Here is a 25854-nt window from a genome sequence, read left to right on the forward strand (position 1 = left end):
TAACTTTTTGTCATTAGCTCCGACGTTATAAACAGTGCTACAAAAGGACATTATGAAAGCGCCCGAACAATACGACCCCAGCAAACCGCCAGCAAAAAATAGCATACCACCACTGAGTATGCAGCGGTCGGATAAGTCACCCGCCATTCCTGTCGGCACGCCAACGATTACCCAAACTCATAAACGTACGGCACGAGCAGACAAAAAGCCCTTTCAATGGCAGTTCTTATCGCCTAAATATTGGGCAATCTGGCTATTGTTCTTGATGATGTTGCCCATGATTTATCTACCGCTACGCTGGCAGTTTTGGCTAGGGCGTAAAGTGGGTATCTTGTTTTACAAAGTTGTAGGCTCGCGGCGACGTGATACGCTCATTAATTTAAAACTGGCCTTTCCAGAAAAGCCGGAAGTTGAACGTGAGCTGATGGCAAAGCAGGTCTTTGTCAATCAAGGTATTGGTATATTTGAAACCTTGTGTGCTTGGTTCCGCCCGAATGTCTTTACTCGCACCGTTTCTATTTCAGGACTACAGCATTTAGTTAATGCCCAAAACGAAAATCGTCCGGTCATTTTACTAGGTGCACATTATACGATGCTTGATTTGGGTGGATTGTTTTGCGCGCAATTTTTTGCCTTAGATTGTATGTATCGTACACAGAATAACCCGCTACTCGACTGGTTTATCTACAATGGTCGTACCAACATATTTGGTAAGCAAATCTCTAGCAGAGACATGCGTAGCTTGGTGAGTTCAATTAAAGCCGGGCATGTCATTTGGTATTCTCCTGACCAAGACTATGGTCTTAAGCAAGGTGTCATGGCACCGTTCTTTGGTGTGCCTGCAGCCACTATCACTGCCTCAAGACGCATGGCAAAATTGGGCAGTAAGGCGCATCCGCCTGCTGTCATGGCATTGCATACCTATCGGCAAACGCCAGATAACTTGCCGAGTGGCAAACGCCCGCATTATCATCTGACGATTACGCCTGAGCTGCATAATTATCCAAGTAATGACGAGGTTGCTGACGCCACTCAGGTGAATGAAGTCTTAGAAGGACTCATTCGTATCGATCCCACCCAGTGGATGTGGTTTCATCGGCGCTTTAAACATGGGCCTAATGGTCGCACAAATATCTATAAGTAGACTTTATTCCCAAAAATATAAGTAAAATTTGCTATACTTTGAGGCTAATATTTTTGCCATTAACTGTGCAAAACTAACCATAAATTTATAATAATTTGATAAACCAAATAATGGATTTCCCATGAGTAACAACCGTACTTCTGATAATCAGACCTCTGATAGCCAAATATCTAATAGCTCAACGCAAGCCAAACGCATTTTAACTGGTATCAAGCCAACTGGTACGCTACATTTAGGCAATTACGTTGGTGCTATTCGTCCAGCAATTCAGTCTATTCAAAACAGTGATGATGAAGCATTTTTCTTTTTAGCAGATTATCATGGCATTATTGGCTGTTACGACCCTGCCGTCATCCATGAGTCGACCAAAGCCATTGCCGCGACTTGGATTGCCTGCGGTCTTGACCCTGAGCGTGTGACTTTTTATCGTCAATCAGATGTACCAGAAATATCAGAGCTGGCTTGGATTTTAAATTGTTCATGTGCCAAAGGTCTGATGAATCGTGCTCATGCTTATAAAGCAGCGGTCGATATCAATATGGAAAAAGAAGACGTTGATCCTGATCAAGGTATTAATATGGGGCTGTTTGGATATCCAGTGCTGATGGCAGCAGATATCTTGATGTTCAACGCCACCCATGTGCCTGTTGGTCGTGATCAAATTCAGCATATTGAGATGGCACGTGATATCGCCGGTACATTTAACCACCGCTACAAACCGCTTTTCACCCTACCCTCAGCGGTCGTTGACGACAATATCCCGTTATTGACTGGTCTTGATGGGCGCAAAATGAGCAAAAGCTATGGCAATACCATTCCGCTATTTGGTGAGTCCAATCCGCAAGTCAGTGCCGAAAAACAAATGCACAAAGCCATCATGAAAATCGTCACTAACTCGCAGCTTCCTGAAGAGCCGAAAGATCCTGACGACTCTGCTATCTTTGAGATTTATAAAGCTTTTGCCACGCCGCAAGAAATCGCCGACATGCGTGCACAGTTTGCTGCTGGTATTGGCTGGGGCGATGCCAAGCAAGCATTATTTGACAAAATAGATGCTGAGATTGCCCCATTTCGCGAGCGTTACCAAGAGCTAATGGCCAATCCGAAAGAGTTGGAAGCAATCTTACAAATGGGTGCAGAAAAAGCCCGTCGCCATAGCCGTAAACAGTTAGACAAGACTCGCCGCGCCATTGGTATTCGTCCACTTGCCAAACTTAAATAGTCATTTAATGATGGTCACCAATACGGATATAAAACGTGGATACTGACCTACAGTATGGACAAACAGCTGTATCGCAAGCTGTCTTGTCCATAGATGCTTATCAAATGTCTGAATCTCTAACGAGTCATGACGCTACAAGTGCTACAGACCGCTCAACTATTCGTGATACGTCGTTACGCATCTATCAAACGCCAGTACAGCATTTACCAGAAGATCTTTACGTGCCACCGCAAGCATTTGCTATTTGGTTAGAACAGTTTGCTGGACCGTTAGATTTTTTATTATATCTGGTCAAAAAAAACAACGTCGATCTGACGCAAATGCCAATACTGCCTATCACTGAGCAATACTTGGCTTACATCAGCGAATTAGATACCGAGCATTTTGAGTTGGCTGGTGATTATCTATTGATGGCATCAACGTTGATTGCGATTAAAACCGAGCTGTTACTACCAAAGCCCGAAACGCCTACCGATGAGCGCGACCCAAAAGCTGAGCTGATTGAGCGCCTCGAAGAGTATGCGCAAATTAAAGTAGCCAGTCAGCGCTTGGATAGTCTGGTACGTCTTGAGCGTGATGTGTTCTTGGCGATGGTCAGTATGCCCAGTCAAGACATTATGAATGCCGAGCTGCCGAACTACTCACCGAATTTATTGATTGATAGCTTGTTCAAAATGCAGCTACAGCCAGACTATCAAATGCATTCCATCAAGGTCGATACCGTTCCACTTGCCGATCGCATTGCCAGTATTAGTAGGCAATTAAGCACGGATGGCGCACGCTCCTTTTATGAGCTACTAGACAAAGCGCAAGGTAAAATAGGTGTAGTGGTCAGCTTTGTCGCAGTGCTCGAGCTGATGAAGCGGCAACTAGTTGGTGTTGTGGTAAATTCTGCTCCTGACGGTGATAAGACCTCAATGGATACGAATCAATCTGCTATAAACGAGCAAATGGGACCATTGACCTTACAGTGGTTGGCTTAATGATTTTCAAAAGAGAGCTTTCCTAATGACAGATATTCAGTGCCAACATCTTGAAGAGATAAGCAAGCATATCGAAGTGCTGTTGCATGCATCTGAAGCACCACTCCCTGCCAATGCCTTAAAGAAGCACCTGTCGTTGTCTAGTAAAGAGCTAAAACAAGCTTTAGATCTACTAAGACAACGCTTAGATACGGGCGTCCTTAGCTTACATGAAACTGCCAGTGGTTATCGCTTGCAAATCGCAGATAGCTACAGCCTTTTAATCCAACGCGTGTTCCCGCAACGTCAAGAGCGGCTAAGCCAAGCCCTACTTGAGACCTTAAGTGTGGTTGCTTATAAACAACCAGTGACCCGCAGTGATATCGAGCACGTGCGCGGTGTAACACTATCGAGCAATATATTGCGCCAATTGTTTGATAAAGGTTGGATTGAAGAGAAGGGCTATAAAGAGACTTTGGGTCGACCAGCATTGCTACATACCACTGCGCAATTCTTAGATGCATTTGGACTGAGTGATTTATATGAGTTACCACCAATGCCAGATATGGCAGCCATCAACACCATGGCCTAATGTTTATATCGCTTCGAAAAAAAGGACAGACCTCATGAGGCCTGTCCTTTTTTTCGAAGCTGATTGGTGTAAACCAATACAGCTTGATTCTGTCATCAATTAGCAGTACTAATTACTGATTACTGATTACTGATTACTGATTACTGATTACTGATTACTGATTACTGATTACTGATTACTGATTAATAATATCAACACCCTTTGGTGGAGTAAATTTGAACTGACTGCTGCTAATGCTTGGGTTTAGCTTGATACCGCTGAATTTGATAGAAGTGGTTTGACCCAAGGTATCATTTAATACCATCATCACTGGTTTGCCACCGCTAAAACTCATTGATAAGCTTTTAAAACTGGCACTATCTGACTTTGGATACAGCACATAATAGTTTTTGTTATCGTACGGCTGGGTGATTTTAAAGCTTTGATCAATTTTGCTTGGATCACCTGACAATAACAGTGCTGGGGTGTTGCCCACTTGGCTATCGACGTTTTGTTTGGTCGCTTGCTCTAAATCTTTATCATAGACCCACATAGAGCTACCATTAGCAATGATCAGCTGCTGTGAGGGTGATTTTGTCTCCCAGCGAAAATTGTTTGGACGCTGCACACTCATAGAGCCAGAAAAAGTACCGCTGCTAGCGCCTTTTGTCGTTTGGCTAAAGTTGGCTGTCATGCTTTTTGTGTTTGTTAACAGCTTATTCAAACGCGTGGCTGCTGTTAGATTGTCAGCAGGCGCAGCGGTAGCAGACTGAGTCAGTGCCATCATTGGAGCTGCAACACCAAGCGAAGTCATTAAGACGCCCGCTAAAGCACCGCTCATTATTTTTTGTTTTAGAGTCGTTGTCTGTTCAATCTTTTGTTTGTTTAGTAAAGTCATTATTAATTCTCTCTTAAAGTGCGTAATCGCTAAAAAATAAATGTTCTTATTAAATTTTTTGTTTTCGATAATGTTTAACTCACCAGATAAAACCAGTGTCATTAAGCAATGCGCACAGTGTGCCAGTTTTTTCATTACGCGCCTAGTCATGATTTGCAATCATTACTACGCCTGCCATACACGCTTGTAACCAACTCTGTTACACAGGATTCAAGGTTTTTAGATAGGGTTTTAAAGGCTTTGATGGCTCACGAACGCAAACCTACTATAAAGTATGGATATAAAAAAGCCTCCACTACCATACGGTAATAGAGGCTTTTCTAGTCATCAGATTATTTTATTCACAGAGAATAAAATAATTCAGATGGGCAATTATGCACTTTCAACCATAACATAACGACGGTTGAATTTACCTTTGGTCGCAAACTTTACAACACCGTCATTCAGTGCAAATAAAGTGTGATCACGACCCATGCCAACGCCTTCGCCTGCGTGGAATTCTGTACCACGTTGACGAACGATGATGTTACCAGCGACGATGGCTTGACCGCCAAAGATTTTTACGCCGAGCATTTTTGGGTTTGAATCACGACCGTTACGTGACGAGCCGGCAGCTTTTTTATGTGCCATGAGAAAATCTCCTTGTTAATGTGACTTATCGCTAATGCGACAACTCTTAAGCATTTAGTGCGCTGTTTAGCAATAATTGCTAAATGGGTAATTAGGCATTAATGGCTTTGATTTTTAACAAGGTATACCATTGGCGGTGACCTTGCTCTTTGTGATAATGCTTACGACGGTTGTGCTTGACGATACGAATTTTTTCGCCGCGACCATGCTCAACAACTTCAACTTCAACGCTAGCACCTTCAACGATAGGCTGACCGATTTTGACAGTTTCACCGTCAACAATCATCAATACGTCTTCAAATTTGATTGTAGCGCCAGTTTCTGCTTTTAGTAGTTCAACTTTAAGCAATTCATCGACGACTACACGGTGCTGTTTACCACCAGTTTTGATTACTGCGTACATTGTATGACTCCGTTTAACCCGTGTGCCGTGGCTGATGTTATACCAACGCTTTTACGACGAACACGACAGGGAAAAATTAAAGGCAAGATTTTACGGCTTTTTGCTCATAAAAGCAAGCCGCGCCTCTTGTTTTTGTAAGGTGGTTACACTAATGACAATCACTCATCCTGCTATATCTACTGCTGATTATAAGAGCGTCATAGACAACAATTCTAATATGAGCATACAAAACAGCAATGACGAATGATCGATTAAGCCCAACAGCGGTTATTATAACTTATGCAATCAGTTACTTACAGCCTTTTATGAGTCATTTATGTGATTAAAGAATTTTAAATAAGCTAGGGAACATATATTCAAAATATAAGAGGTTTTTACAGTTTTTATTCTTCTTAACCCGCGCAGTAAAGCGTGTATAAAACATTTTTGATCTACTTCTGCTATATATTTTAACCCACAATTTAAACGTACAGCTATGCTATTATAAGCAAAACGATACCTTACCTATAGATAGATAAAGTCAAGGTTATAAAAACTCTCTTTATTCTTATTAATATGACTATTTATTATGACTATTACCTCTTCAACTAATACCTCTTCTATGACTCAATCCATGCCTAGCTATGCTGATATTCAAAGTATCGTCGCTGATGATTTTGAGGTGATGGACAAGCAAGTATTTGGTAGTCTCAACTCAAAAGTACAGCTCGTCATGAACGTCTCGCAGCATGTAATCAATGCTGGTGGCAAACGTATGCGTCCACTGATTACCTTGTTATGTGCCCGTATGTTCAATGACAATCCATCAGAAAAAGCCATGCATTTAGCTGCCATCACTGAGATGCTGCATACTGCTACCCTCGTTCACGATGATGTCATTGATGAGTCAGGACAGCGCCGCGGTAAGCCAACGGCGAATGCCACATGGGACAATGCCACCGCAGTATTGGTCGGTGATTACCTCATTGCCCGAGCTTTCAACCTACTGGTCGGTTTTCAAAGCTTGCCATTGTTGCAAGTGTTCTCGGATGGTACTTGTGATATTGCTGAAGGTGAAGTGTTGCAGTTACAGCATCAGCATAACCCTGCCGCGACAGAAGAAGACTACCTACGCATTATCGATGGCAAAACCTCACGTCTGTTTATGATGGCGACCCAAGGTGCCGCTATCTTGCAAGATAAAACAGAATATATGACGGCGTTGGGTGATTTTGGTCAACACTTTGGCAATGCCTTTCAGATTATCGATGATGTGCTTGATTATAGTGGCGATAGTGAAGTGATGGGCAAAAACCTAGGCGACGACCTTGCTGAAGGCAAACCTACTTTACCAACGATCAAAGCGCTTGAGTTGCTAAAAAACAGCGATACAGAAGGCTATGAGCAGCTCCGCATTGCCGTACAAACTGGGAAAACGCCTAACGCTGAACAGCTTATTGATTTGGTGCGCCGCTCAGGCTCATTAGATTATTGCAAACAGCGTGCTTTGGAAGAAACCAAATTGGCGCAACAAGCACTGAGTACGCTACCAGACAATCGCTATCGTCAAGGTTTACATCAACTGACCGAGCTTGCTAGCGCACGTTTAGTGTAGCTAGTGTAGCAGCATCGTTTTTTAATAGTTGTTAGTCTCGATTCACGTTTCTATTGTGATACTGATCTATGCATAGTAGAGACTATTGAGCGCTATTTTTATGGTCATAATTAGTAGTTGATAAATTCGTTCTTTTGTTTACAAACCCAAATTTTCATCGTTTAAAAGCCTCAATAATTATGTGGTTTATAAATATAACAAAAGTTTACAATATGTTTTGATAGTAGGTTGTAAGTCGCCCTATTAGCGGTTAACTGAGGTGAGGCTTACTATAGCGGCACCTCGTTTATTCATAAAACGTAATATTGCCGCTTTTTGCCGCCTTCCCTCTCCTAAAGTACTTGACTGTGGGGTAACCCCATTAGTTTATAATAACTGATTAAATAATAACTGATTAAATTTACTAATCAACTCTGTGGCTTGCCTACATCTATGATGCTAAAAACCTTGCCTCATGATTCATCATACAAACGTAAGAACTGGGCATTCTAGTCATTACGTGATATTAAAATTGGTTCTATTAAAACTGATGTTATCGAAAGTGATCTGAGCAAGATATGGCATGTACTTAGCGTTAAGACTGCCCCTATATTTAATACCTTTAAAATTCAATACCTTTAAAATTTCATACGTTAAGATTTATTTACTTATAAATTTTTTATACTGTCACTATTTATTTTATACCTATTGCCGAGGACATTGATGAAGCACTCTACTCTTGCGCTTGTAATAGCATCTGTACTATCTGGAGCTGTACTGATTGGCTGTGACAAAAACGAGGACGCCGCTGGCGCAGATGCCGCACAGCAGCAGATGCCGCCTGCGGTTGTCAACGTTCAGACTGTCACTCTCGATACTGTACCCCAAGTACAAACATTCTCTGGACGCACTGCGGCCTATCAAACCGCTGACGTTCGTCCACAAGTTAATGGCGTCATTGACGAGGTACTGTTCCGTGAGGGCGGTAACGTCAAAAAAGACCAGCCTCTCTATCGTATCAATACTGATAACTATGCCACTTCTATCACCAGTGGCGAAGCAGCAGTTGCTCAGTCTCAAGCCAATTATCAGACTGCACTGGCCAATAACGCCAATGCCAAAGCTGAATTGGGCAGTCGCCAAGCTTCATTAGCCCAAGCGGTCAATGATTTTCAGCGACTACAAGGTCTTGTAGAGATCGACGCTATCTCTAAACAACAATACGATCAAGCACAGACAGAAGTCCGTACAGCACAAGCTTCATTAGAAAGTGCGCGTGCGGCGGTCGGTCAGACACAAGCAGGTATCGAAAGCGCGAAAGCAGGTATCCAAACGGCTCAAGCAGGATTGGAGTCCAGCACGTTAGATCTTAACCGCACGATTGTACGGGCACCGATCTCAGGGCGCACAGAGCGCTCGAATGTGACTGCGGGTACTTTAGTCAGCGCCAGTCAAGCCAGTCCACTGGTGACGATTTCGCGTCTAGACCCTATCTATGTAGATATCAGTCAATCATCGTCTGAGCTGCTCAAATTACGCCAGCAAATATCTGAAGGCAAAGCTCAACCCGGTATGAACTCGGTTGAATTGGTTCTAGAAGATGGCTCAGTCTATCCTGTACGTGGCAAGCTTGCGTTGTCTGAAGCAAAGGTTGATGCGTCAACTGGCGCTGTGACCTTGCGTGCCATCTTCCCGAACAGCAATAACATCTTGCTGCCGGGTATGTATGTCACTGCACGCTTGACCCAAAGCGTCATTACCAATGCCGCGCTAGTGCCGCAAAGCGCAGTGTCACGTACGCCTAAGAGTGAGACGCAAGTCTATATCGTCGATGAAAACAACAAAATCCAAGTACGTCCAGTCACTATTAATGGTACTTATAACGGACAATGGGTAGTTACTGACGGTCTAAAAGCAGGTGATAAGGTCGTGATTATTGGTGGCTCAAAAGTCAAACCTGATCAAGAGGTAGTCGCTAAGCCATTAGAAAGCACCAAGCCAGCACCATCTGCAAAAGGACAAGGCACGCCAAACGCCAAAACGCCTCAGCAAGCTGCAAAAACGGTGGATAAGCCAGCTGGTAACGGAACTTCTGCTAAGAAACCTACAGAAACCACTGCTAACTAATTCCATTCAAAGATAGGAAGACTTAGGGATATACTATGTCACGTTTTTTTATTAATCGCCCTATTTTTGCATGGGTGATGGCTATTTTAGTCATGCTCATCGGGGTGATATCGGTCATTAACCTACCGATCGAACAGTATCCACGTATTGCACCACCGACCATCTCAGTCAGTGCCAGCTATCCTGGTGCTAACGCACAAACTGTCGAGAACTCAGTCGTACAGATCATTGAACAACGTATGAAGGGTCTTGATGGTCTGATGTATATGTCGTCATCGAGCTCGTCAAATGGTAGCGCCTCAGTGACGCTTACCTTTGAGAATGGTACTGATTCTGATACCGCACAAGTACAAGTACAGAACAAACTGCAAGCGGCGATGAGCTCCTTGCCTGAGTCTGTTCAGCGTCAGGGCGTCAACGTCAATAAATCGTCTAGCAGCTTTTTGATGGTGCAAGCATTTATTTCTGAAGATGGCACTATGGATCGAGCGGATATTGCTGATTACATTAACTCCAATGTCGTCGATTCGATCAGTCGTGTAGAGGGTGTGGGTGAAGTTCAAGTCTTCGGTTCTACCTATGCAATGCGTGTATGGCTTGACCCTTCACGCCTACGCAGCTATAACATGGTACCGTCTGATGTCGTCAATGCAATACGAGCGCAGAACGCGCAAGTATCTGCTGGTCAGCTAGGTCAAGCACCTGCTGATACCGACCAACAGGTTATCAATGCCACCGTTACAGTGCAAAGCTATCTACAAACACCTGAAGAATTCCAAAATATTCTGTTAAAAACAGATACCTCAGGCGCCCAAGTACGCTTAGGCGATGTGGCAGATGTCGAAATCGGTAGTGCAGACTATAGTGTAGTATCGCTATATAACGGTCAAGAAGCTGCCGCTTTGGGTATTTCACTCGCAGGTGGTGCTAACGCGCTTGAGACTCGTGAAGCCGTTGGCGCACGTATGGCGGAGCTAGAAAAAAACTTCCCAATTGGTCTAGCCTCAGTCGTTCCTTATGACACCACGCCATTCGTACGCTTGTCTATCGAACAAGTCGTCATGACCCTCATTGAGGCGATTGTGTTGGTATTTATCGTCATGTTCATTTTCTTACAGAACTGGCGTGCAACTATTATTCCGACGCTTGCCGTACCTGTCGTTTTATTGGGCACGTTCGCAGTGCTTTATGTAGCGGGCTTTAGTATCAACGTGCTGACCATGTTTGCGATGGTACTATCCATCGGTCTACTGGTCGATGATGCGATCGTTGTGGTAGAGAACGTTGAACGTATTTTAGAAGAAGATCCTCATATTTCTATTAAAGACGCGACCATTCAATCGATGGGTGAGATTAGTAAGATTGTTATCGGTATTGCTTTGATTCTATCAGCAGTATTTGTACCGATGGCCTTCTTCGGTGGTTCAACGGGCGTAATTTACCGTCAGTTCTCCATTACTTTGATTACTGCTATGGTGCTATCAGCCATTGTCGCCCTTGTTTTCACCCCTGCGCTATGCGTGACCTTATTAAAACGTGGCAAGAGCCATGAAAAAGGCAACGAAGAAAAGCAAAAAGGCTTCTTTGGCTGGTTTAACCGCTCATTCTTTAAGCTTAGTCGTTCATACGAAGGCTTTGTCGGTAAAAGCTTTCGCTTCAAATGGCTATATTTGATTGGTTATGCGGCCATTATTGGCGTCATGGTGGTGGTATTCTTACGTATTCCCGGCTCATTTTTACCAGAAGAAGATCAAGGTATTATGTTTACTTTGGTTCAGCTTCCTGCCGGTTCGACGTTAGATGAAACACAAGAAGTGCTCGATAAAGTAAGAAACTATTACGACACTCAAGAAACCGATAACATTGCCTCCGTCTTTACCATTGCAGGCTTCAGCTTTGCAGGTCAAGGGCAAAATATGGGACTGGCATTCGTTCGCCTGTCAGATTGGGAAGCGCGTTCGGGTGATGAGAACACTGCTCAGGCTGTTGCTGGTCGAGCAATGGGTTACTTCTTTACTCAATTAAATGAAGCGCAAGTTTTTGCGATTGTACCGCCAGCCATTACCGAACTTGGTAACGCCAGTGGTTTTGATTTGATGCTCCAAGATAATGGTAATCTTGGTCATGATGGGCTACTTGAAGCACGAAACATGCTGCTAGGCATGGCAGCGCAAAACGATCAAGTCGCTGGTGTACGTCCTAACGGTCAGGAAGACTCACCGCAGCTTAAGGTGAATATCAACCAAGAGCAAGCCGCCGCTTATGGCTTGTCACTAGGTAATATCAATAGCGTTATCTCAACCGCTTGGGGCTCAAGCTACGTTAATGACTTCATTGATCGTGGTCGTATTAAACGCGTCTTTGTTCAAGGTGAAGCGAGTAGCCGTACCAATCCTGATGATATTGGTAAATGGTATGTGCGAAATGAAATGGGCGATATGATCTCATTTAATGCTTTTTCGACCAGTGAATGGCAATCAGGCTCACCACGTCTGACCCGCTACAACAGCTTACCGTCTATGAACATCCAAGGTAGTGCTGCGCCCGGTCTAAGTACTGGTGAAGCCATGAGCTCGATGGAAGCCATGATTGAGAAGCTACCTGAAGGTATCGGTTACGAGTGGACAGGTATGTCACTAGAAGAGCAAAAGTCAGGCGCTCAAGCACCGATGCTCTACGCGCTTTCAATCTTAGTCGTGTTCTTATGTTTGGCAGCCCTCTATGAAAGCTGGTCTATCCCCTTCTCTGTCCTACTAGTCATTCCACTTGGGGTATTAGGGGCAGTGATATTTACGTGGTTGCGAGGTTTCGCCAACGATATTTACCTGCAAGTAGGTCTATTGACGGTGGTTGGTCTATCGGCCAAAAACGCCATCTTGATTATCGAGTTTGCAAAAGAGCATCAAGAGGAAGGCTATAGTCTAAAAGAGGCAGTCATGACAGCCGCACGCCAACGTCTGCGCCCCATTATCATGACCTCACTTGCCTTTGGTCTAGGTGTTGTGCCATTATTCTTGGCGAGCGGTCCAGGTTCAGGCAGTCAAAATGCCATTGGTACCAGTGTGGTTGGCGGTGTTGTAACGGCGACCCTCTTAGGCATCTTCTTTATCCCAATGTTCTACATTTGGATACGCAGTGTGTTCCCTCACAAGTATGACAACAACAAGCCAAATGATAAAGGCGATGGCGACAATGGTACGCCTGCTCCTCAGAACCCAACTCCCTCAGAGAGTTATCAGCCTGCAAGCCTTGGAGACAATACATAATGAGTGCTCAAAAAACATGTACAACCAATACTACAGCGGTGGTAGCCTCAGCTACCCTTGCGCGCCCAGTTCTATCACGCATGCGCAAGAACAGCGGTCGTTTAATCGGCTTGACTGCTTTAGCGATGAGTATGGCGGCTTGTAACACCATTCCAAAAGCCGATACTCGCCCTGTACTTGCTGAGCCCAATATCTCTATTGAACAAGCCTACGGGGCGTTCGACAAGGAAACGGCTAGTAACGCGTCACAGCCAAGTATTGCGGGTCAACGCTGGCAAAACTTCTACAGCGATGAGCGTCTAAAAGGGCTGATTGCTTTAGGACTTGAGAACAATAAAGACTTTGAAAGTGCCCGTTTAGCCATTGAAAAAGCACGAGCGCAATATCAAATCACCGATATTAACGACCTCCCAACCATCAATGGTAGTGGCGGCTACACGCGCCAAGCACAGAATAGAACCGACAAAAACCCCAACAGTAGTTATAACGTCAACCTAGGATTGGCCAACTACGAGCTGGATTTTTGGGGTAAGATTTCTAGCCTAAAAGATCAAGCGTTGCAGAATTTTTTGGCGACTACAGCCGCGAAGGATTCGACTCAAATTAGTCTAATCAGTAATATTGCCCAAAGCTATGCCAATTTAAGCTATAGCTTGGCACAGCTTAAGCTGGCAGAAGCTACTGTTGAGAGTCGTGACAGATCATTGTTTATTGCGAGCAAACGTTTTGAGGCAGGCATTGATCCTAAACTGCCTTCATTGCAAGCCAGTGCTTCTTTAGAAAATGCTAGGCTTGCCGTATTACGGGCACAAAGCAGTATCTTGACCTCACGTAATGCCTTGCAATATTTGATTGGCGCTTCTATTCCAAACGAGTTGATTCCAACACCGGCAGTCAGCAATATTACTAGCCAGCAACTCTTTAATGCCGGCTTACCAAGTGAGTTGTTACGCTATCGCCCTGATGTCTTACAAGCGGAATACAACCTAAAAGCTGCGGGTGCCAATATCGAAGTGGCACGTGCGTCTTACTTCCCTTCTATTAACTTAGCAAGTAGTGTTGGTGTCAGTAGCGGTAGCTTAGATGATCTGTTCAAAAGCGGTGCAGTCGGCTGGTCTTTTGGCCCAAGTATTAGTGTCCCAATCTTTGATGCAGGACGTTTGGATGCTGAATACAATGTGGCCAAAATCGAGCGTGAGCAGACGCTTTCGAGTTATGAGCGCTCTATCCAAACCGCATTCCGCGAAGTGTCGGATGTGCTAGCGACGCGGGCCACCTTGGGTGAGCAGTTAGAATCCCAGTATCGCCTACAAGATAACTTTGAGCAAACCTATCAAATTGCCGATGCACGCTTTAAAGCGGGTGTCTCCAACTATCTAGATGTCCTCGATGCCCAGCGTTCGTTATTCTCAACCCAGCAGGGAATTTTGGATTTAGAACTACAAAAACTTGTCAGCCAAATTGAATTGTACCAAGCGCTCGGTGGCGGTGCTAACCTTGATGTGCCAACGGTCATCCCTGTGCCGCAATATACCAACTTGGTTCAGGTCGTCAATTTACCTGCCTATAGCAACAAAGTAAAAGCGGCTAACGCGATTGATGCGGCGAGCTCAGCACGTGTGGCATCTGTACAAGAAGCCATCGCAATCAAACAAGCTCAGCCTTCAGAAACCACTACCTTTGAGCCGACTGCTATCGTCGATGTCAATAGCGATGGTAAAACAGATGCTGCAGTGGGTGTGATTACCGAAGAGACGCGTTTCAATGAAAATAGTGTTGAGCAAGTGCCGGTCACGCAGATTGTTGAGCCTTAAATGGTTCGATCTTAAAATCGTGACATCACAGTATCCTTGTATTGACAGTTGATAAGTACCATTAGCCCTGCCGACTTGGTAGGGCTTTTTGCTTTTATCAGCTGTCTTTGGTTATAGTAGAATCACTAAGGCGTGTCTTCATTTCAAAAATGGTGATAAAAATGAGATAAATTGCCGTCAAACAAGAAAAATAGTGCAGATAATATCGGGATATTAACCAGCTATTTGACGATGTTTGGCAAGATTTAGCCATTTTTAGCCCATTCAGATGACTATCGAGTGAATTGAAGACACGCCCTAGGCTAACGGCTATTTTATTAGCGCCCATTTTCAAATATTAAATCTATAGTCTTTTTTATATTGAACTGACTATATCAGCACCTATGCTCCAATGATATGAAGCGATAACCATTAAAACGATCGTAAGGAATGATTATGACCTATACCTTTAACCGCCAATACCCTGCCACTCGCCTGCGCCGCCTACGTTATAATGATAATGTACGGGCTATGATTCGTGAAGTAGAGCTACATCCTAAGCATTTCATCGCCCCCGTATTTGTCTTAGAAGGACAAAATCAGCGCGAAACCATCGCTAGTATGCCGGGTGTTGAACGCCTGTCAATTGATTTGCTGATTGATTATGCCAAGGAATTATTAGCAGAAGGTGTCACCACTATCGACATTTTCCCTGTCATTGATAACTCACTAAAAACGCCTGATGGCAAAGCAGCCTATGATGAAAATGCCCTGACTGCACGTACGATAAAGGCGGTCAAAGACGCTGTGCCAGAGATGGTCGTCATGACCGATGTGGCATTAGATCCTTACACTTCACACGGTCAAGACGGCCTGCTCGATGACAGTGGCTATGTCATCAACGATGCAACCATTGAAGTATTGGTCAAGCAAGCGTTAGTACACGCCCGCGCAGGTGCTGATATCATCTCTCCCAGTGACATGATGGATGGTCGTATCAAAGCCATGCGTGATGCGTTTGAAGCAGAAGGTTTTGTGAATACCGCGATTATGGCCTACTCAGCCAAGTATGCCTCTGCATATTATGGTCCATTCCGTGATGCGGTCGGCAGTGCTGGCAATCTAAAAGGTGGGCACAAGAAACAATATCAGATGGACTTTGGCAATCGCGCTGAAGCACTGCATGAAGTCGCCATGGACATTAACGAAGGCGCTGATATGGTCATGATAAAACCTGGTCAGCCATACTTAGATTTGATTCGTGAAGTCAAAAATACCTTTGGCGTACCAACCTTTGCTTATCAGGTCTCTGGTGAATATGCTATGCATATGGCTGCTATCCAGAACGGCTGGTTGAGTGATGCGGTCATCTTAGAATCTTTGATTGGCTTCCGCCGTGCTGGGGCTGATGGCATCTTGACGTACTTTGCATTAGAAGCTGCCCGCCAATTAAACAATGCTTAATAGCAATTAAATGGCTTTTTATATCGCAAAAATCGCCCCAGCTGCTTCATAGTCGCTGGGGCGATTGTTTATACTGCAACTCTATTTGAGGCAAAAGATTTTTATTGTGCTTACGAAGTATCGATATTTATAACTGCTCACGATTATGCGCTGTCATAAAATCAATAGCAGGACCAACAGGTATGATACGAGTGGGATTGATATTGGCATGACTGGTGTAGTAATGCTGCTTGATGTGAGTCATATTCACCGTCTCTGCAATACCTGGCACTTGGTATAAATCACGCAGATAGCCCCACAGATTTGGATAATCAACAATGCGATGCAGATTACATTTAAAATGCCCAACATAAACAGCATCAAAACGCACCAAGGTGGTAAACAGTCGCCAATCGGCTTCGGTTATAGTGCTGCCTGTTAGATAACGCTGGTGTGCCAAGCGCGCCTCAAGTGTATCTAGTGCCGCAAACAGCTCAATCACGGCCTCTTCATAGGCTTCTTGTGTGGTCGAAAACCCAGTTTTATACACGCCATTGTTGATAGTAGAATAAACAAAGGTATTGATATCATCGATTTCGCTCAACAGATCTGCTGGCAAAAAATTACCTGCTAAGGCACCAACTTCGTCGAAAGCTGAATTAAACATGCGAATGATTTCAGATGATTCATTACTCACAATCGTATTGGTCTTCTTATCCCATAAAATCGGCACTGTGACACGGCCTGTATAATCTGGCTTTGCTTTGGTATAAAGCTCATACGCATAGTCTGCATGGATAACTGGGTCAGCAACGACGCCTGCACCATCTGCAAATGTCCAACCGTGCTCACCCATATAGGGATTAACCACGGATATTGGGATGAGGTCTTCTAAACCTTTGAGCTTACGATAAATCAAAGCACGATGCGCCCAAGGACACGCAAGTGACACATATAGATGGTAACGGTCAGGTTCGGCTTTAAAGCCCTCAATACCTGTTGGTCCTGCCCTGCCATCCACGGTCACCCAGTTTCTAAAGCCTGCGTCTTCGCGCTCAAAACGTCCACCGTTGGCTTCTGTCTCGTACCATTTGTCTTGCCATTGTCCGTCTACCAATAAGCCCATATTATTCTCCGACTATTTCTAATTTTCATTTGGCGCTGTTAGGCATGACTGAATCTAAGTCATTACTATTATGACTATCACTTCAGTTAGAGAGATATCATACCAGTTATAGGCTTTTATTTATTAGAATTAGCCTTATAATTAACAATAAAAACTAAACTTATTAAATGATATATTTAGTAAATATACACAAAAAAATATTTTGTAGTGCTTAATATAGACTTCAATTCTAAATATAATAATAATAAGGCAAGATTATGATAAAAAAGACTTGCAAAGTCTGTGAAACTTGCTAAAATGCTCAACCTAAATAGGCGTATAGCTCAGTTGGTTAGAGCGCTACCTTGACATGGTAGAGGTCAGCAGTTCGAGTCTGCTTATGCCTACCAAATATTTAGAAAGCCCCGGTCTAACGACTGGGGCCTTTTTTTGTCCGTAAAATATGGACTGTAGGGGGAAAGGAAACTATACGTCGATTCAAATTTCCTCTTCTCTCACTTTCAGCAAACGTCATCAAAAAACATGTGTGCCTAAATTGTGCCTGCTCTCTATTTCGCCTATCTTTCAGAGTAGCACTTTCGACCTCTACCCTAAATTATTTAAAACACTCTCAAGTGGCACAACAGGCGATTCATACGATAATGCCTTGGCTGAAATCATCAACAGGCTATATAAGTCTGAGATGATTGAGTACCTAAAAGAGCAGTGGCATGGGGTGAACGATGTTGAACTGGCAACCCTTGAATGGGTGGCACTTCGAGCACACTCTCGTCTTGCAAAGCTAAATCGATAGTTAATCGATTTTTAACGTTTCTCAGGTCTAATAAAGCCCGACTGCATAGTGCAATTGGTTATGTCTCACCTTTTGAGTTTGAAAAGCGGTATTATGATAATTTAGCCCTGTCAGGCATTGCTGATTGACTTAAGTAAACAGTCTCCGATATAGCCCGACAGATCACTACCCTTAGGGAATTCGAACATGATCCTGAAACTTAACGTCAAACTCCATTATCGACTCTCCGCGCCGATGGACCTTTTGCTTCAGATCGAAGCCGCCGATCTTGTGGATCAGCGGGTGCGTTCGACCGAGATTTGGACATCAGACGTTGCGCATTTTTCACGGGTCGCCGCCGATGATGGCATAGGAGAGCGGATTTGGATCCGCGCCGAAGGGGATTTTAGCTGCACTTACATCGCAGAAATTGCCGTTGACCGTCCTATCTTGGACATATCGGCACTGCCCCAAACGCCACTCCACCTTTTGCCCGGAGAGACGATCAAACATTTGATGCCATCTCGCTATTGCCCGTCAGACGAGTTCCAAGCCTTCGTGGATGCCGAGTTTGGCGATCTCGCTGGCGGCGCACGGATTGCCGCGATGCGTGATTGGATCGAGTCGGCGTTTAGCTATGTGCCCGGATCGAGCCACGCACAAACCACCGCGCTCGACAGCTTTGTTCAACGTCAGGGCGTCTGCCGTGATTTTGCGCATGTTCTCGTGACACTAGCGCGTGCGTCGTCGATACCCGCTAGGTTCGCGAGTGTTTATGCGCCTGATGTGACGCCACAGGACTTTCATGCCGTGGCCGAAGTCTATCTCGGGGGAAGCTGGCACCTCATTGATCCGACTGGCATGGCAGATGCCGACACGATGGCACGCATCGGTGTTGGATCTGACGCGTCCAGCGTCGCGTTCTTAACCTCGTTCGGATCCATAGAATTGGTCAACCAATCGGTATCCGTGACCAGACAAGCTTAGAATCCTGACCCTAGGCAGGCGGCCTGCGTTTAAGACAATGACCGCTGCCATAACAGGCGGCGGCAGTGGTCTTGCTCAATCGTTTTCGCGCTCTTCACGTTCTTCACCTTGCGGATCAAGGTTTTCATTCAACGGATCAAGGACAAGGTAAGCATGCCATGTTGCGTGTCCAAGAATAAAGCGAGACCAAGATCTGCTACAAACGAGTAACGGCGTTGGTGTTATTGTCTCAAGACAGATGTTGTCTCTCATGCACGATAAAAACTTTACTAAAGCGTCTCAGGCTGCTGCCTTTTTAGGACTGATCCCTATTCAATCTTTAAACCCATTTTCAAAATGGTATATTCGTTCAATGATTTATCAGTATATGTTCGGTGCACTATACAGGTATCAAACTGCTAGTGTTAGATATGAACTTAATGACTATAAAATCGACAGCATGAGTCATTATGATCGAGCTGTCTGATTAAAACCTCCCATGTTATTTTCTACAATTTCTTCAGAATAGCTCAATTGACATTGTAGTTTAGCGAACTGGATTGCACTCAAAAAAAATCACATAAAAGTGGGCAACGTCGTTTTATGGATCACTTGTCTAACTGATAAGTGGGTATGTATGTCTTTAACGCTAGTAAGCTTATGTAGCTTACGAGTAAATTCTTCATAACCGTTGAGATCTGGGCTTACCACCTCTAATAAGTAATCGTAAGAGCCCGAAACAACATGTCCATTAATCACCTCATCCATCTCAGATAACGCTTTTTCAAAGGCTATAATTGATTCTTCTTGATGGTTGCTCAGACTAACTTCTACAAAAAAGCTCATCGTAATACCAACTTTAGCTTTGTTTACGTTCGCCTGATAGCCCTCTATATAAAACTCATCTTCTAAACGTTTCAAGCGTCTGGCACAAGGTGAGGGTGACAACCCTATTCGCTCGGCTAATTCAGCCGTTGATAAGCGTCCTTCTTTTTGAAGCACTTCCAAAATATGACGATCAATTTTGTCCATAAATTATCTCTCTAGCGTTTTCAGCCAAAATTTCACAGTTATTTAGCATTATCCATCAAATAACTGTGAAATTGCAATCAATAAACAGAGATAAAGGCGTGGCTTTTGATTGATAATTGGTTTTTAAAGATAAGCATAAGAAATCAATATGAATACAGCATTTCAGTCCTCACCACGTAAAAAACCCTTGTTCATCATGTCGCCGCTAATGAAAGGCTATGTGGCTATGATTATTGTGTTATTTATCTGGTCAGGCTTTGCATTGACTGTTCGGGCTGTTGGTGCGTCGTCGTTAAGCATTGCTGATGTCATGTTAATTCGATTTAGCGTGCCCCTACTTTTATTGACGCCATGGGTATTGTCCAGTTTGAAGGAAATCAAAAATATTAGATGGTCTGACATCACGTTTATTATGCTTGGCGGTGTTCCTTTTCTCTTGCTAGCCACTTTTGGCGCGAGCACTGCTCCTGCAGCTTACGTTGGCACTATTTTGACAGGGACACCAGTATTCTTTGCCGCACTCTTGTCCTTTATTTTTTATCGTCAACGGATCTCGCTGAGTAAATTTTTGGCATTTCTTCTTATTCTCTTTGGCATAGCCACTATGATTGTCGGGAATGCAAGGTCAATACCTGACAGTCTTCTATATGGCGCAGCCTTTTTACTGATAGCGAGTCTGGTTTGGGCGGGTTACACTTTAGGCTTAAAAAATACGAAATTGAGTCCAATAGCTGTTGCTATCGTGCTTTCTTATACGTCATTCTTTGTGACATTGGTGATGGTACTATCTGGTATTTTGAAGACAAATCTAGGGGTGATTTCTTTTGACGATGCCCTACCTTTTATCTTAGTACAAGGCATTGGTGTTGGTGTCATTTCAACCATTGGATTTTCTTATGCGGTCAATAAACTTGGTTCGATTCGCTCTTTGTTACTTGGCTCGCTTTCTCCCGGATTAACCGCATTACTCGCAGCGTTGGTACTTCATGAAGCCTTATCAATCGCAATGATATGCGGCATAGCGTTAAGCACAATTGGCGTCATTTTGTCTAATCGAGCGAAATAAATAACGACATGTCCTCATTTTAAAGATGAAGATAAAAAAGAAATAAACTACCGTCAAACACTGTTTGGCAGAATTTAGCCACCTCTATACCAGTTAGATTACTATTATTCGAATTGCTAACATGCCTTAGTATAAAGTAAGTATACGGGAGGAGTTTCATCGAATATGTGTACTACAGTGCCCAGGTAACCCTCCCAAACTTAAGACACCTAATAAATAGAATTAAGCTGCCTGACACCGTATCTGATTTATATAGGATTGACTATACATGAGAGTTATTCATGCTCGGCTTAATACAAAAAAGCCAGATGCGTAAGGCATCTGGCTCATTGAAAACCATCAATCTATTTTAGAACGAGACATATTAAAAAATCATATGAGCACATAGTGCAATAATCGGTAATGAGATAATGGTTCTTAATAGAAAAATCGCTAATAACTGTAAGAAACTAACTGGAATCTTTGTTCCTAAAATCAATCCCCCTACTTCCGACATATAGATCAATTGAGAAACTGATAAGCAAGCGATGACAAATCGAGTTAACTCTGATTCTATTGAAGAACCGATAATAGCAGGTAAAAACATATCGGCAAAACCTACCATGATCGTTTTTGACATTTCTGCTGCAAAAGGTATATTCAATAACTCTAAGAATGGGATAAACGGCATACCTAAATAATCAAATACAGGTGTTTCTTCTGCAACGATTAAGCCCATCGTCCCGATTGCCATAACGACAGGTAATATTCCGATCCACATATCCAAAATATTTTTTAACCCATCCTTTAAGAAAGTATAAAAGCTTGGACTTTTTTCTGCTTTGTGAACGGCTTTATGTAAACTATGGGTAAATAATGTTTTTCCTTCAGGGATGGTTTCATGATCTCTATCACTGTTTTCTACTACATACGTATCTTCAATTCTAGATAAAGGCAGTAATCTTGGTACTATTAAAGCACAAACGATCCCGCATAAAGCCACGACCCCAATCATATTGAGAAAGTAAGTTTCTAGCTTAACCTGAGAGATGACAACCAAACAGAATGTAATCGAAACTGCTGAAAAGCTGGTAGCAATAACGGCCGCTTCTTTTTTGGTATAAAATCCGCCTTCCAACTGTTTATCAGTTAGCAATACGCCAATCGTGCCATCACCCAACCATGATGTTAGACAATCTACAGAGGACCTACCGGGCAAACCAAATAAAGGTCTCATCACTTTACTTAATAAAACACCAAAAAATTCTAACAAGCCAAAATCGAGCAATAACGGTAGCAATAATCCAGCTAAGAAAAAGACGATAAAAAGTATTGGCATTAACTCATATAATATTAAGCCGCCAATATTGTCTGAATATATTGCCTCAAACCCAAATTTGAAATAGGTAACGACCACAAAAAATGCACCAAGCATTCTAATAATAAGCCAAGGTGTTGTGACATTCAGTAAGTTGTTTAAAAATGCATTATTCAAAATCAATGAAGGTTTCATGATTTTAGTATACAACGTACAACACAGTGTAATCATAATTGAGATTACAACAAGCAATGGTAAAATATCACCCATGTAACCTTGTATATAATCCTTTAACACAGAGATAGGAATGGTAAATCCTTCTGCATATGATACAAACTTACCATCTACATAGGGAATTGGAAATACGAAAAGCATCAAACCTATTATAGAGGGTATAAAGAATTTTAAAAATTGTTTGATATTGATACTGCTAACATCTTGACTTGAAGAACTAGCTTTAATAATGTCCATATTATTGTTACTCGCAGTCCATTTTTTAACTAACCTAAATATTTGCAATACATATATTTAGGCTAGATGCTTTAACTTATTTTAAATATTTAATATTAGTAATTCTTTAAAAGAGACTGTGTCACTTTTTCTAAAATTTTAAATATTCTGGTTGAGTCATCTTTTGAATTGTTATACAAAGGATTAATTTCTGCCATTTCCCAACAGCATACTTTCTTATTTTTGATTAACTCTATGTTAAGTTGCATGGCTTGTTCGTATGACAGGCCATTCATTGCAGGCGTACCGGTTCCTGGTACATACAAAGGGTCAACGCTATCAACATCAAATGAGACATAAATGTGATCGCAGTATTCTAGTTTCTTAAAGATTTCCTCTACTGTAGAACTGATACCTTTTTGAGTGATTTCAGCAACGCTATATAAAGGGATCTTATGTCTTCTAATTAAATCCATCTCTTCTTCTTGATAATCTCTGACGGCACAAAAGACCACATTTTCTGGCTTGATTGAGGGTTCGCTTGATGCCATAAATTTCAATCTTTCCCAATACTCTGTTTCTTTTTCAGAAAGCTCATTGCGCTGACATTCTAGATTGTCAATGGCACACGCCATGGCCAAAGGCATACCATGCATGTTGCCTGATCCACTGGTATAGGGTGAATGAAAGTCAGCATGTGCGTCTATATAGACCACACCAATTTCAGCATCAGGATGCGCCATTTTTAGGCCATGCATCGTTCCTGCGCAGCTAGAATGATCTCCAGCTAAAACAATGGGGAATTTATTCTCATTTCTTATATCTTTTATTTTATGTGCTAACTTAGAGATAATCGGTTCAATCACATCAGCATATTTTGCATGCGCAAATTGTGATTCCCCTTCACTATTACTATCATCCTCAATACTGTCGAATTGCAATTTTTCAAAATAATCTGCATTAAGCTCTTTTGATGATGCTTTTAATGCATCAATGCCTAGAGAGGCGCCTTTTTTATATCCTGCAATATCTGAATAAACTTCTACTATTCTTATATTTTTCATCATATCAGTCATGATTTTGTCTCTATTAAATAAAATAATTTTCACATCATTTAAATTAAATTCATTTTTATATATTAAAGCTCTTGAAAATTAGCAGATAGATTTAAAAAATAAACATATCCATAACTGTCCAAGAGCCCTACGAAATATAGATAAACTTTTAAAAATGATGCAGGTTTTAAATGCTACAAAAAATGAGAAGTGCTTATCATTTTTTTGTACTAATTACTGTTGTATCAATAGCGATTGTATTAATCACTTACGACATAGCCGCAGCCACCGATTCAGCTTCATTCGTCACTAAGCTATGATCTTTGCTATGCTCTTTCACTACCGAATATAGATTTTTAGGGTCAGCTTGCTGAGGTATCATATCTAAAATCTCATACCCTCCCTGCTTTCTGATCAAGTCGCGTAAAAATACCAGCGCCGTAAAATCTTCGGATGCGAAACCAACACCATCAAACACGACTAGATCATCAGCTGACGTGCGAGCTTGCACTTCACCTTTGAGGATGCGATGAAATTCAGTAACAGGGAAATCGCTTGATAGATTTTGGATCTCTCCCTCAATGCGTGTCTGAGGCTCAAACTCCACAATCACATGATCTGCTCGCATTAATATGTTGCTATCCAGCTCTGTCTTCCCAGGACAATCACCGCCTATCGCATTGATATAAACACCTTTTGTGATTATATCGTCTCGTAAGATAGTGGCATTGGTTTTGTCAGCCGTACAGGTAGTAATGATCTCTGCACCCAAAACAGCTTCCTCTAACGTGCGACAAATAATCACTTTCAAACCTGAGTCTGAAAGGTTATCAGCCGTTTTTTGCGAGGCCGCTGGATCAACATCATACAAACGAACTTCTGAGATACCCATTATGGCTTTCATACCCAATGCTTGAAATTCAGACTGAGCGCCGTTTCCTATTAACGCCAGTTTTGTAACGCCTTTTGGGGCACAATGTTTGGCCAACATAGCTGATGTGGCAGCCGTACGTAATGCCGTCAGGATACACATTTCTGTCAGCAAAATAGGATAGCCATTTTCGACGTCAGACAAGATACCCATCGCTGCTACGGTCTGCAAGTTTCGTTTGGTATTGATTGGATGACCATTGACATATTTGCAAGCAAACATCTCTCCATCGCTTACTGGCATCAACTCGATGACGCCGTCTTTGGAATGCGAAGCAAAGCGAGAAGATTTTTCAAATTGATCCCAACGAAGATAATCTTTTTCTAAAGCATCCACTAGATCTGTAATACATTGCTCAACACCATAATCATGAATCATTTTAGCCATCGCTTGTACACTAACGAATGGCACGCCTTCCTTGGGTGATACGATAAATTTAGACATTAATGCTGTTCCTTTTCATGAATATTGTTTGTTGAACCGACAATTAATATCCTACCAACTATAATTGTCAGTTAAAATGTCAATAAGTTATTAAATATGGGCCTATTTTTGACATATTGTTAGGTATTACTTAGCATAATGTCAAAATTCAATGAAGGAAGCGTTTTTATGGCGTATTACACTTATGATTCTTTAGATAGCGAACTGATATCTGAACTTCGACAAGATGGTCGAGCAACCATCTCAAACCTTGCTAAAAAACTCAAAGTCTCTCGTGCCACTATCCAAAACAGATTGGATAGACTGATGCATAACGGCGCTATTTTAGGATTTACGATTCGAGTACATGAGGCACTAGATAAAGAAACTGTCAAAGCGATGATGATGATTGAAGTGACAGGAAAATCTACATCACAAGTGATTAGGAAACTGCGGGGTATCCCGCAATTGATTAAGCTGCATACGACCAATGGGGCATGGGACTTGGTAGGAGAGATACACACGACAAGCTTGAGAGAGTTTGATGAAGTACTGCGTCAAGTAAGAGAAATTGACGGCATTCTGAATAGTGAAACCAGTGTTCTGCTTTCGAGTTTGTAATATAGTCAATCCTCTATAAACTGGATACGGTGTCAGTCACGCTCTAAGGATGTAATTCCCTAATGAGGAATTGAATGTCTGGC

Annotated in this window: 22 protein-coding genes, 1 tRNA gene and 1 pseudogene; 15 read left to right on the top strand and 9 right to left on the bottom strand. The window is 42.7% G+C overall.

Going from position 1 to position 25854, the window contains the following annotated elements; genetic code table 11:
• Positions 1-52 precede the first annotated feature (52 nt).
• From ACTQ9T_RS10335 to scpB, 4 genes are all read left to right on the top strand, one after another.
• Positions 53-1144, top strand: coding sequence for an LpxL/LpxP family acyltransferase (locus ACTQ9T_RS10335; RefSeq protein ID WP_440464989.1), 1092 nt, complete (start codon positions 53-55; stop codon positions 1142-1144).
• 121 nt (positions 1145-1265) lie between these two features.
• Positions 1266-2366: a tryptophan--tRNA ligase gene (locus ACTQ9T_RS10340; RefSeq protein WP_440464990.1), complete on the top strand. Its 1101-nt coding sequence runs from the start codon at positions 1266-1268 to the stop codon at positions 2364-2366.
• A gap of 104 nt (positions 2367-2470) precedes the next feature.
• Positions 2471-3349, top strand: coding sequence for a segregation and condensation protein A (locus ACTQ9T_RS10345; protein WP_440465073.1), 879 nt, complete (start codon positions 2471-2473; stop codon positions 3347-3349).
• Between the two features lie 25 nt (positions 3350-3374).
• Positions 3375-3920 carry an SMC-Scp complex subunit ScpB gene (gene scpB / locus ACTQ9T_RS10350; RefSeq protein WP_240215788.1) on the top strand — a complete coding sequence of 182 codons (546 nt, stop codon included), beginning with the start codon at positions 3375-3377 and terminating at the stop codon, positions 3918-3920.
• Between the two features lie 175 nt (positions 3921-4095).
• On the opposite strand, the gene lolA is transcribed toward scpB, so the two are convergent.
• From lolA to rplU, 3 genes are all read right to left on the bottom strand, one after another.
• On the bottom strand, positions 4096-4797 hold the full coding sequence (gene lolA, locus ACTQ9T_RS10355; RefSeq protein WP_440464991.1) for an outer membrane lipoprotein chaperone LolA: 702 nt from the start codon (positions 4795-4797) through the stop codon (positions 4096-4098).
• A 372-nt stretch (positions 4798-5169) separates the two neighbouring features.
• Positions 5170-5427, bottom strand: coding sequence for a 50S ribosomal protein L27 (gene rpmA, locus ACTQ9T_RS10360; protein ID WP_010199200.1), 258 nt, complete (start codon positions 5425-5427; stop codon positions 5170-5172).
• Between the two features lie 91 nt (positions 5428-5518).
• The gene (gene rplU / locus ACTQ9T_RS10365) at positions 5519-5830 is read right to left on the bottom strand and encodes a 50S ribosomal protein L21 (protein ID WP_010199185.1); all 312 of its coding nucleotides are present in this window, start codon (positions 5828-5830) and stop codon (positions 5519-5521) included.
• Positions 5831-6398: 568 nt separating this feature from the next.
• Here rplU and ACTQ9T_RS10370 point away from each other — a divergent pair.
• The 5 genes from ACTQ9T_RS10370 to hemB all read left to right on the top strand — a co-directional run bounded on the left by ACTQ9T_RS10370 (position 6399) and on the right by hemB (position 16053).
• Positions 6399-7424 (top strand): polyprenyl synthetase family protein, encoded by a 1026-nt coding sequence (locus ACTQ9T_RS10370; protein ID WP_440464992.1) that lies wholly within the window; start codon positions 6399-6401, stop codon positions 7422-7424.
• Between the two features lie 702 nt (positions 7425-8126).
• A complete protein-coding gene (locus ACTQ9T_RS10375) occupies positions 8127-9530 on the top strand; it encodes an efflux RND transporter periplasmic adaptor subunit (protein ID WP_440464993.1) in 1404 nt (467 codons plus the stop codon).
• Between the two features lie 35 nt (positions 9531-9565).
• On the top strand, positions 9566-12796 hold the full coding sequence (locus tag ACTQ9T_RS10380) for an efflux RND transporter permease subunit (RefSeq protein WP_440464994.1): 3231 nt from the start codon (positions 9566-9568) through the stop codon (positions 12794-12796).
• Positions 12796-14610, top strand: a complete 1815-nt coding sequence (locus ACTQ9T_RS10385; protein ID WP_440464995.1) for an efflux transporter outer membrane subunit — start codon at positions 12796-12798, stop codon at positions 14608-14610. The genes ACTQ9T_RS10380 and ACTQ9T_RS10385 overlap by 1 nt, the downstream gene beginning before the upstream one ends.
• A 435-nt stretch (positions 14611-15045) precedes the next feature.
• On the top strand, positions 15046-16053 hold the full coding sequence (gene hemB / locus ACTQ9T_RS10390; RefSeq protein WP_240215784.1) for a porphobilinogen synthase: 1008 nt from the start codon (positions 15046-15048) through the stop codon (positions 16051-16053).
• Positions 16054-16180: 127 nt separating this feature from the next.
• Here hemB and ACTQ9T_RS10395 read toward each other — a convergent pair whose 3' ends face one another.
• The gene (locus ACTQ9T_RS10395) at positions 16181-17158 is read right to left on the bottom strand and encodes a glutathione S-transferase family protein (protein ID WP_440464996.1); all 978 of its coding nucleotides are present in this window, start codon (positions 17156-17158) and stop codon (positions 16181-16183) included.
• Positions 17159-17470: 312 nt separating this feature from the next.
• Here ACTQ9T_RS10395 and ACTQ9T_RS10400 point away from each other — a divergent pair.
• The 3 genes and pseudogenes from ACTQ9T_RS10400 (at position 17471) to ACTQ9T_RS10410 (ending at position 18917) form a co-directional block, all read left to right on the top strand.
• A tRNA-Val gene (locus tag ACTQ9T_RS10400) sits at positions 17471-17547 on the top strand.
• Positions 17548-17768: 221 nt separating this feature from the next.
• Positions 17769-17909: pseudogene (locus ACTQ9T_RS10405) on the top strand (IS3 family transposase); the annotation flags it as partial.
• A 228-nt stretch (positions 17910-18137) separates the two neighbouring features.
• Complete coding sequence (locus ACTQ9T_RS10410) at positions 18138-18917, top strand: transglutaminase-like domain-containing protein (protein ID WP_440464997.1); 780 nt, start codon at positions 18138-18140, stop codon at positions 18915-18917.
• Between the two features lie 75 nt (positions 18918-18992).
• Here ACTQ9T_RS10410 and ACTQ9T_RS10415 read toward each other — a convergent pair whose 3' ends face one another.
• Entirely contained in the window at positions 18993-19169 is a 177-nt protein-coding gene (locus ACTQ9T_RS10415; RefSeq protein WP_440464998.1) for a hypothetical protein, read from the bottom strand.
• Here ACTQ9T_RS10415 and ACTQ9T_RS10420 point away from each other — a divergent pair.
• On the top strand, positions 19168-19383 hold the full coding sequence (locus tag ACTQ9T_RS10420; protein WP_440464999.1) for a hypothetical protein: 216 nt from the start codon (positions 19168-19170) through the stop codon (positions 19381-19383). The genes ACTQ9T_RS10415 and ACTQ9T_RS10420 overlap by 2 nt on opposite strands.
• An 89-nt stretch (positions 19384-19472) precedes the next feature.
• On the opposite strand, the gene ACTQ9T_RS10425 is transcribed toward ACTQ9T_RS10420, so the two are convergent.
• Positions 19473-19928 (bottom strand): Lrp/AsnC family transcriptional regulator, encoded by a 456-nt coding sequence (locus ACTQ9T_RS10425; RefSeq protein ID WP_189584166.1) that lies wholly within the window; start codon positions 19926-19928, stop codon positions 19473-19475.
• Positions 19929-20076: 148 nt separating this feature from the next.
• On the opposite strand from ACTQ9T_RS10425, the gene ACTQ9T_RS10430 reads away from it, so the two are divergent.
• Positions 20077-20994, top strand: a complete 918-nt coding sequence (locus ACTQ9T_RS10430; RefSeq protein ID WP_440465000.1) for a DMT family transporter — start codon at positions 20077-20079, stop codon at positions 20992-20994.
• 364 nt (positions 20995-21358) lie between these two features.
• Here ACTQ9T_RS10430 and ACTQ9T_RS10435 read toward each other — a convergent pair whose 3' ends face one another.
• From ACTQ9T_RS10435 to ACTQ9T_RS10445, 3 genes are all read right to left on the bottom strand, one after another.
• On the bottom strand, positions 21359-22762 hold the full coding sequence (locus tag ACTQ9T_RS10435; RefSeq protein WP_440465001.1) for a YjiH family protein: 1404 nt from the start codon (positions 22760-22762) through the stop codon (positions 21359-21361).
• A 95-nt stretch (positions 22763-22857) separates the two neighbouring features.
• The gene (locus tag ACTQ9T_RS10440) at positions 22858-23817 is read right to left on the bottom strand and encodes an arginase (protein WP_194620237.1); all 960 of its coding nucleotides are present in this window, start codon (positions 23815-23817) and stop codon (positions 22858-22860) included.
• A gap of 247 nt (positions 23818-24064) precedes the next feature.
• Entirely contained in the window at positions 24065-25171 is a 1107-nt protein-coding gene (locus tag ACTQ9T_RS10445) for an ornithine cyclodeaminase (protein WP_440465002.1), read from the bottom strand.
• Positions 25172-25339: 168 nt separating this feature from the next.
• On the opposite strand from ACTQ9T_RS10445, the gene ACTQ9T_RS10450 reads away from it, so the two are divergent.
• Positions 25340-25771, top strand: coding sequence for an Lrp/AsnC family transcriptional regulator (locus tag ACTQ9T_RS10450; RefSeq protein WP_149492220.1), 432 nt, complete (start codon positions 25340-25342; stop codon positions 25769-25771).
• The last annotated feature ends 83 nt before the right edge of the window (positions 25772-25854 follow it).

Origin of the sequence: Psychrobacter sp. ASPA161_6 (genome assembly GCF_051970285.1) — a bacterium.
Lineage (GTDB): Bacteria > Pseudomonadota > Gammaproteobacteria > Pseudomonadales > Moraxellaceae > Psychrobacter > Psychrobacter glaciei.

Coding starts and splice junctions, on each gene's coding strand:
- ACTQ9T_RS10340 (WP_440464990.1), top strand. CDS start 1,266: ATGAGTAACAACCGTACTTCTGATAATCAGACCTCTGATAGCCAAATA.
- ACTQ9T_RS10375 (WP_440464993.1), top strand. CDS start 8,127: ATGAAGCACTCTACTCTTGCGCTTGTAATAGCATCTGTACTATCTGGA.
- ACTQ9T_RS10425 (WP_189584166.1), bottom strand. CDS start 19,928: ATGGACAAAATTGATCGTCATATTTTGGAAGTGCTTCAAAAAGAAGGA.
- ACTQ9T_RS10410 (WP_440464997.1), top strand. CDS start 18,138: ATGATCCTGAAACTTAACGTCAAACTCCATTATCGACTCTCCGCGCCG.
- ACTQ9T_RS10420 (WP_440464999.1), top strand. CDS start 19,168: ATGCACGATAAAAACTTTACTAAAGCGTCTCAGGCTGCTGCCTTTTTA.
- scpB (WP_240215788.1), top strand. CDS start 3,375: ATGACAGATATTCAGTGCCAACATCTTGAAGAGATAAGCAAGCATATC.
- ACTQ9T_RS10385 (WP_440464995.1), top strand. CDS start 12,796: ATGAGTGCTCAAAAAACATGTACAACCAATACTACAGCGGTGGTAGCC.
- ACTQ9T_RS10335 (WP_440464989.1), top strand. CDS start 53: ATGAAAGCGCCCGAACAATACGACCCCAGCAAACCGCCAGCAAAAAAT.
- ACTQ9T_RS10380 (WP_440464994.1), top strand. CDS start 9,566: ATGTCACGTTTTTTTATTAATCGCCCTATTTTTGCATGGGTGATGGCT.
- ACTQ9T_RS10370 (WP_440464992.1), top strand. CDS start 6,399: ATGACTATTACCTCTTCAACTAATACCTCTTCTATGACTCAATCCATG.
- ACTQ9T_RS10435 (WP_440465001.1), bottom strand. CDS start 22,762: ATGGACATTATTAAAGCTAGTTCTTCAAGTCAAGATGTTAGCAGTATC.
- hemB (WP_240215784.1), top strand. CDS start 15,046: ATGACCTATACCTTTAACCGCCAATACCCTGCCACTCGCCTGCGCCGC.
- ACTQ9T_RS10445 (WP_440465002.1), bottom strand. CDS start 25,171: ATGTCTAAATTTATCGTATCACCCAAGGAAGGCGTGCCATTCGTTAGT.
- ACTQ9T_RS10450 (WP_149492220.1), top strand. CDS start 25,340: ATGGCGTATTACACTTATGATTCTTTAGATAGCGAACTGATATCTGAA.
- lolA (WP_440464991.1), bottom strand. CDS start 4,797: ATGACTTTACTAAACAAACAAAAGATTGAACAGACAACGACTCTAAAA.
- ACTQ9T_RS10440 (WP_194620237.1), bottom strand. CDS start 23,817: ATGACTGATATGATGAAAAATATAAGAATAGTAGAAGTTTATTCAGAT.
- ACTQ9T_RS10345 (WP_440465073.1), top strand. CDS start 2,471: ATGTCTGAATCTCTAACGAGTCATGACGCTACAAGTGCTACAGACCGC.
- rpmA (WP_010199200.1), bottom strand. CDS start 5,427: ATGGCACATAAAAAAGCTGCCGGCTCGTCACGTAACGGTCGTGATTCA.
- rplU (WP_010199185.1), bottom strand. CDS start 5,830: ATGTACGCAGTAATCAAAACTGGTGGTAAACAGCACCGTGTAGTCGTC.
- ACTQ9T_RS10415 (WP_440464998.1), bottom strand. CDS start 19,169: ATGAGAGACAACATCTGTCTTGAGACAATAACACCAACGCCGTTACTC.
- ACTQ9T_RS10395 (WP_440464996.1), bottom strand. CDS start 17,158: ATGGGCTTATTGGTAGACGGACAATGGCAAGACAAATGGTACGAGACA.
- ACTQ9T_RS10430 (WP_440465000.1), top strand. CDS start 20,077: ATGAATACAGCATTTCAGTCCTCACCACGTAAAAAACCCTTGTTCATC.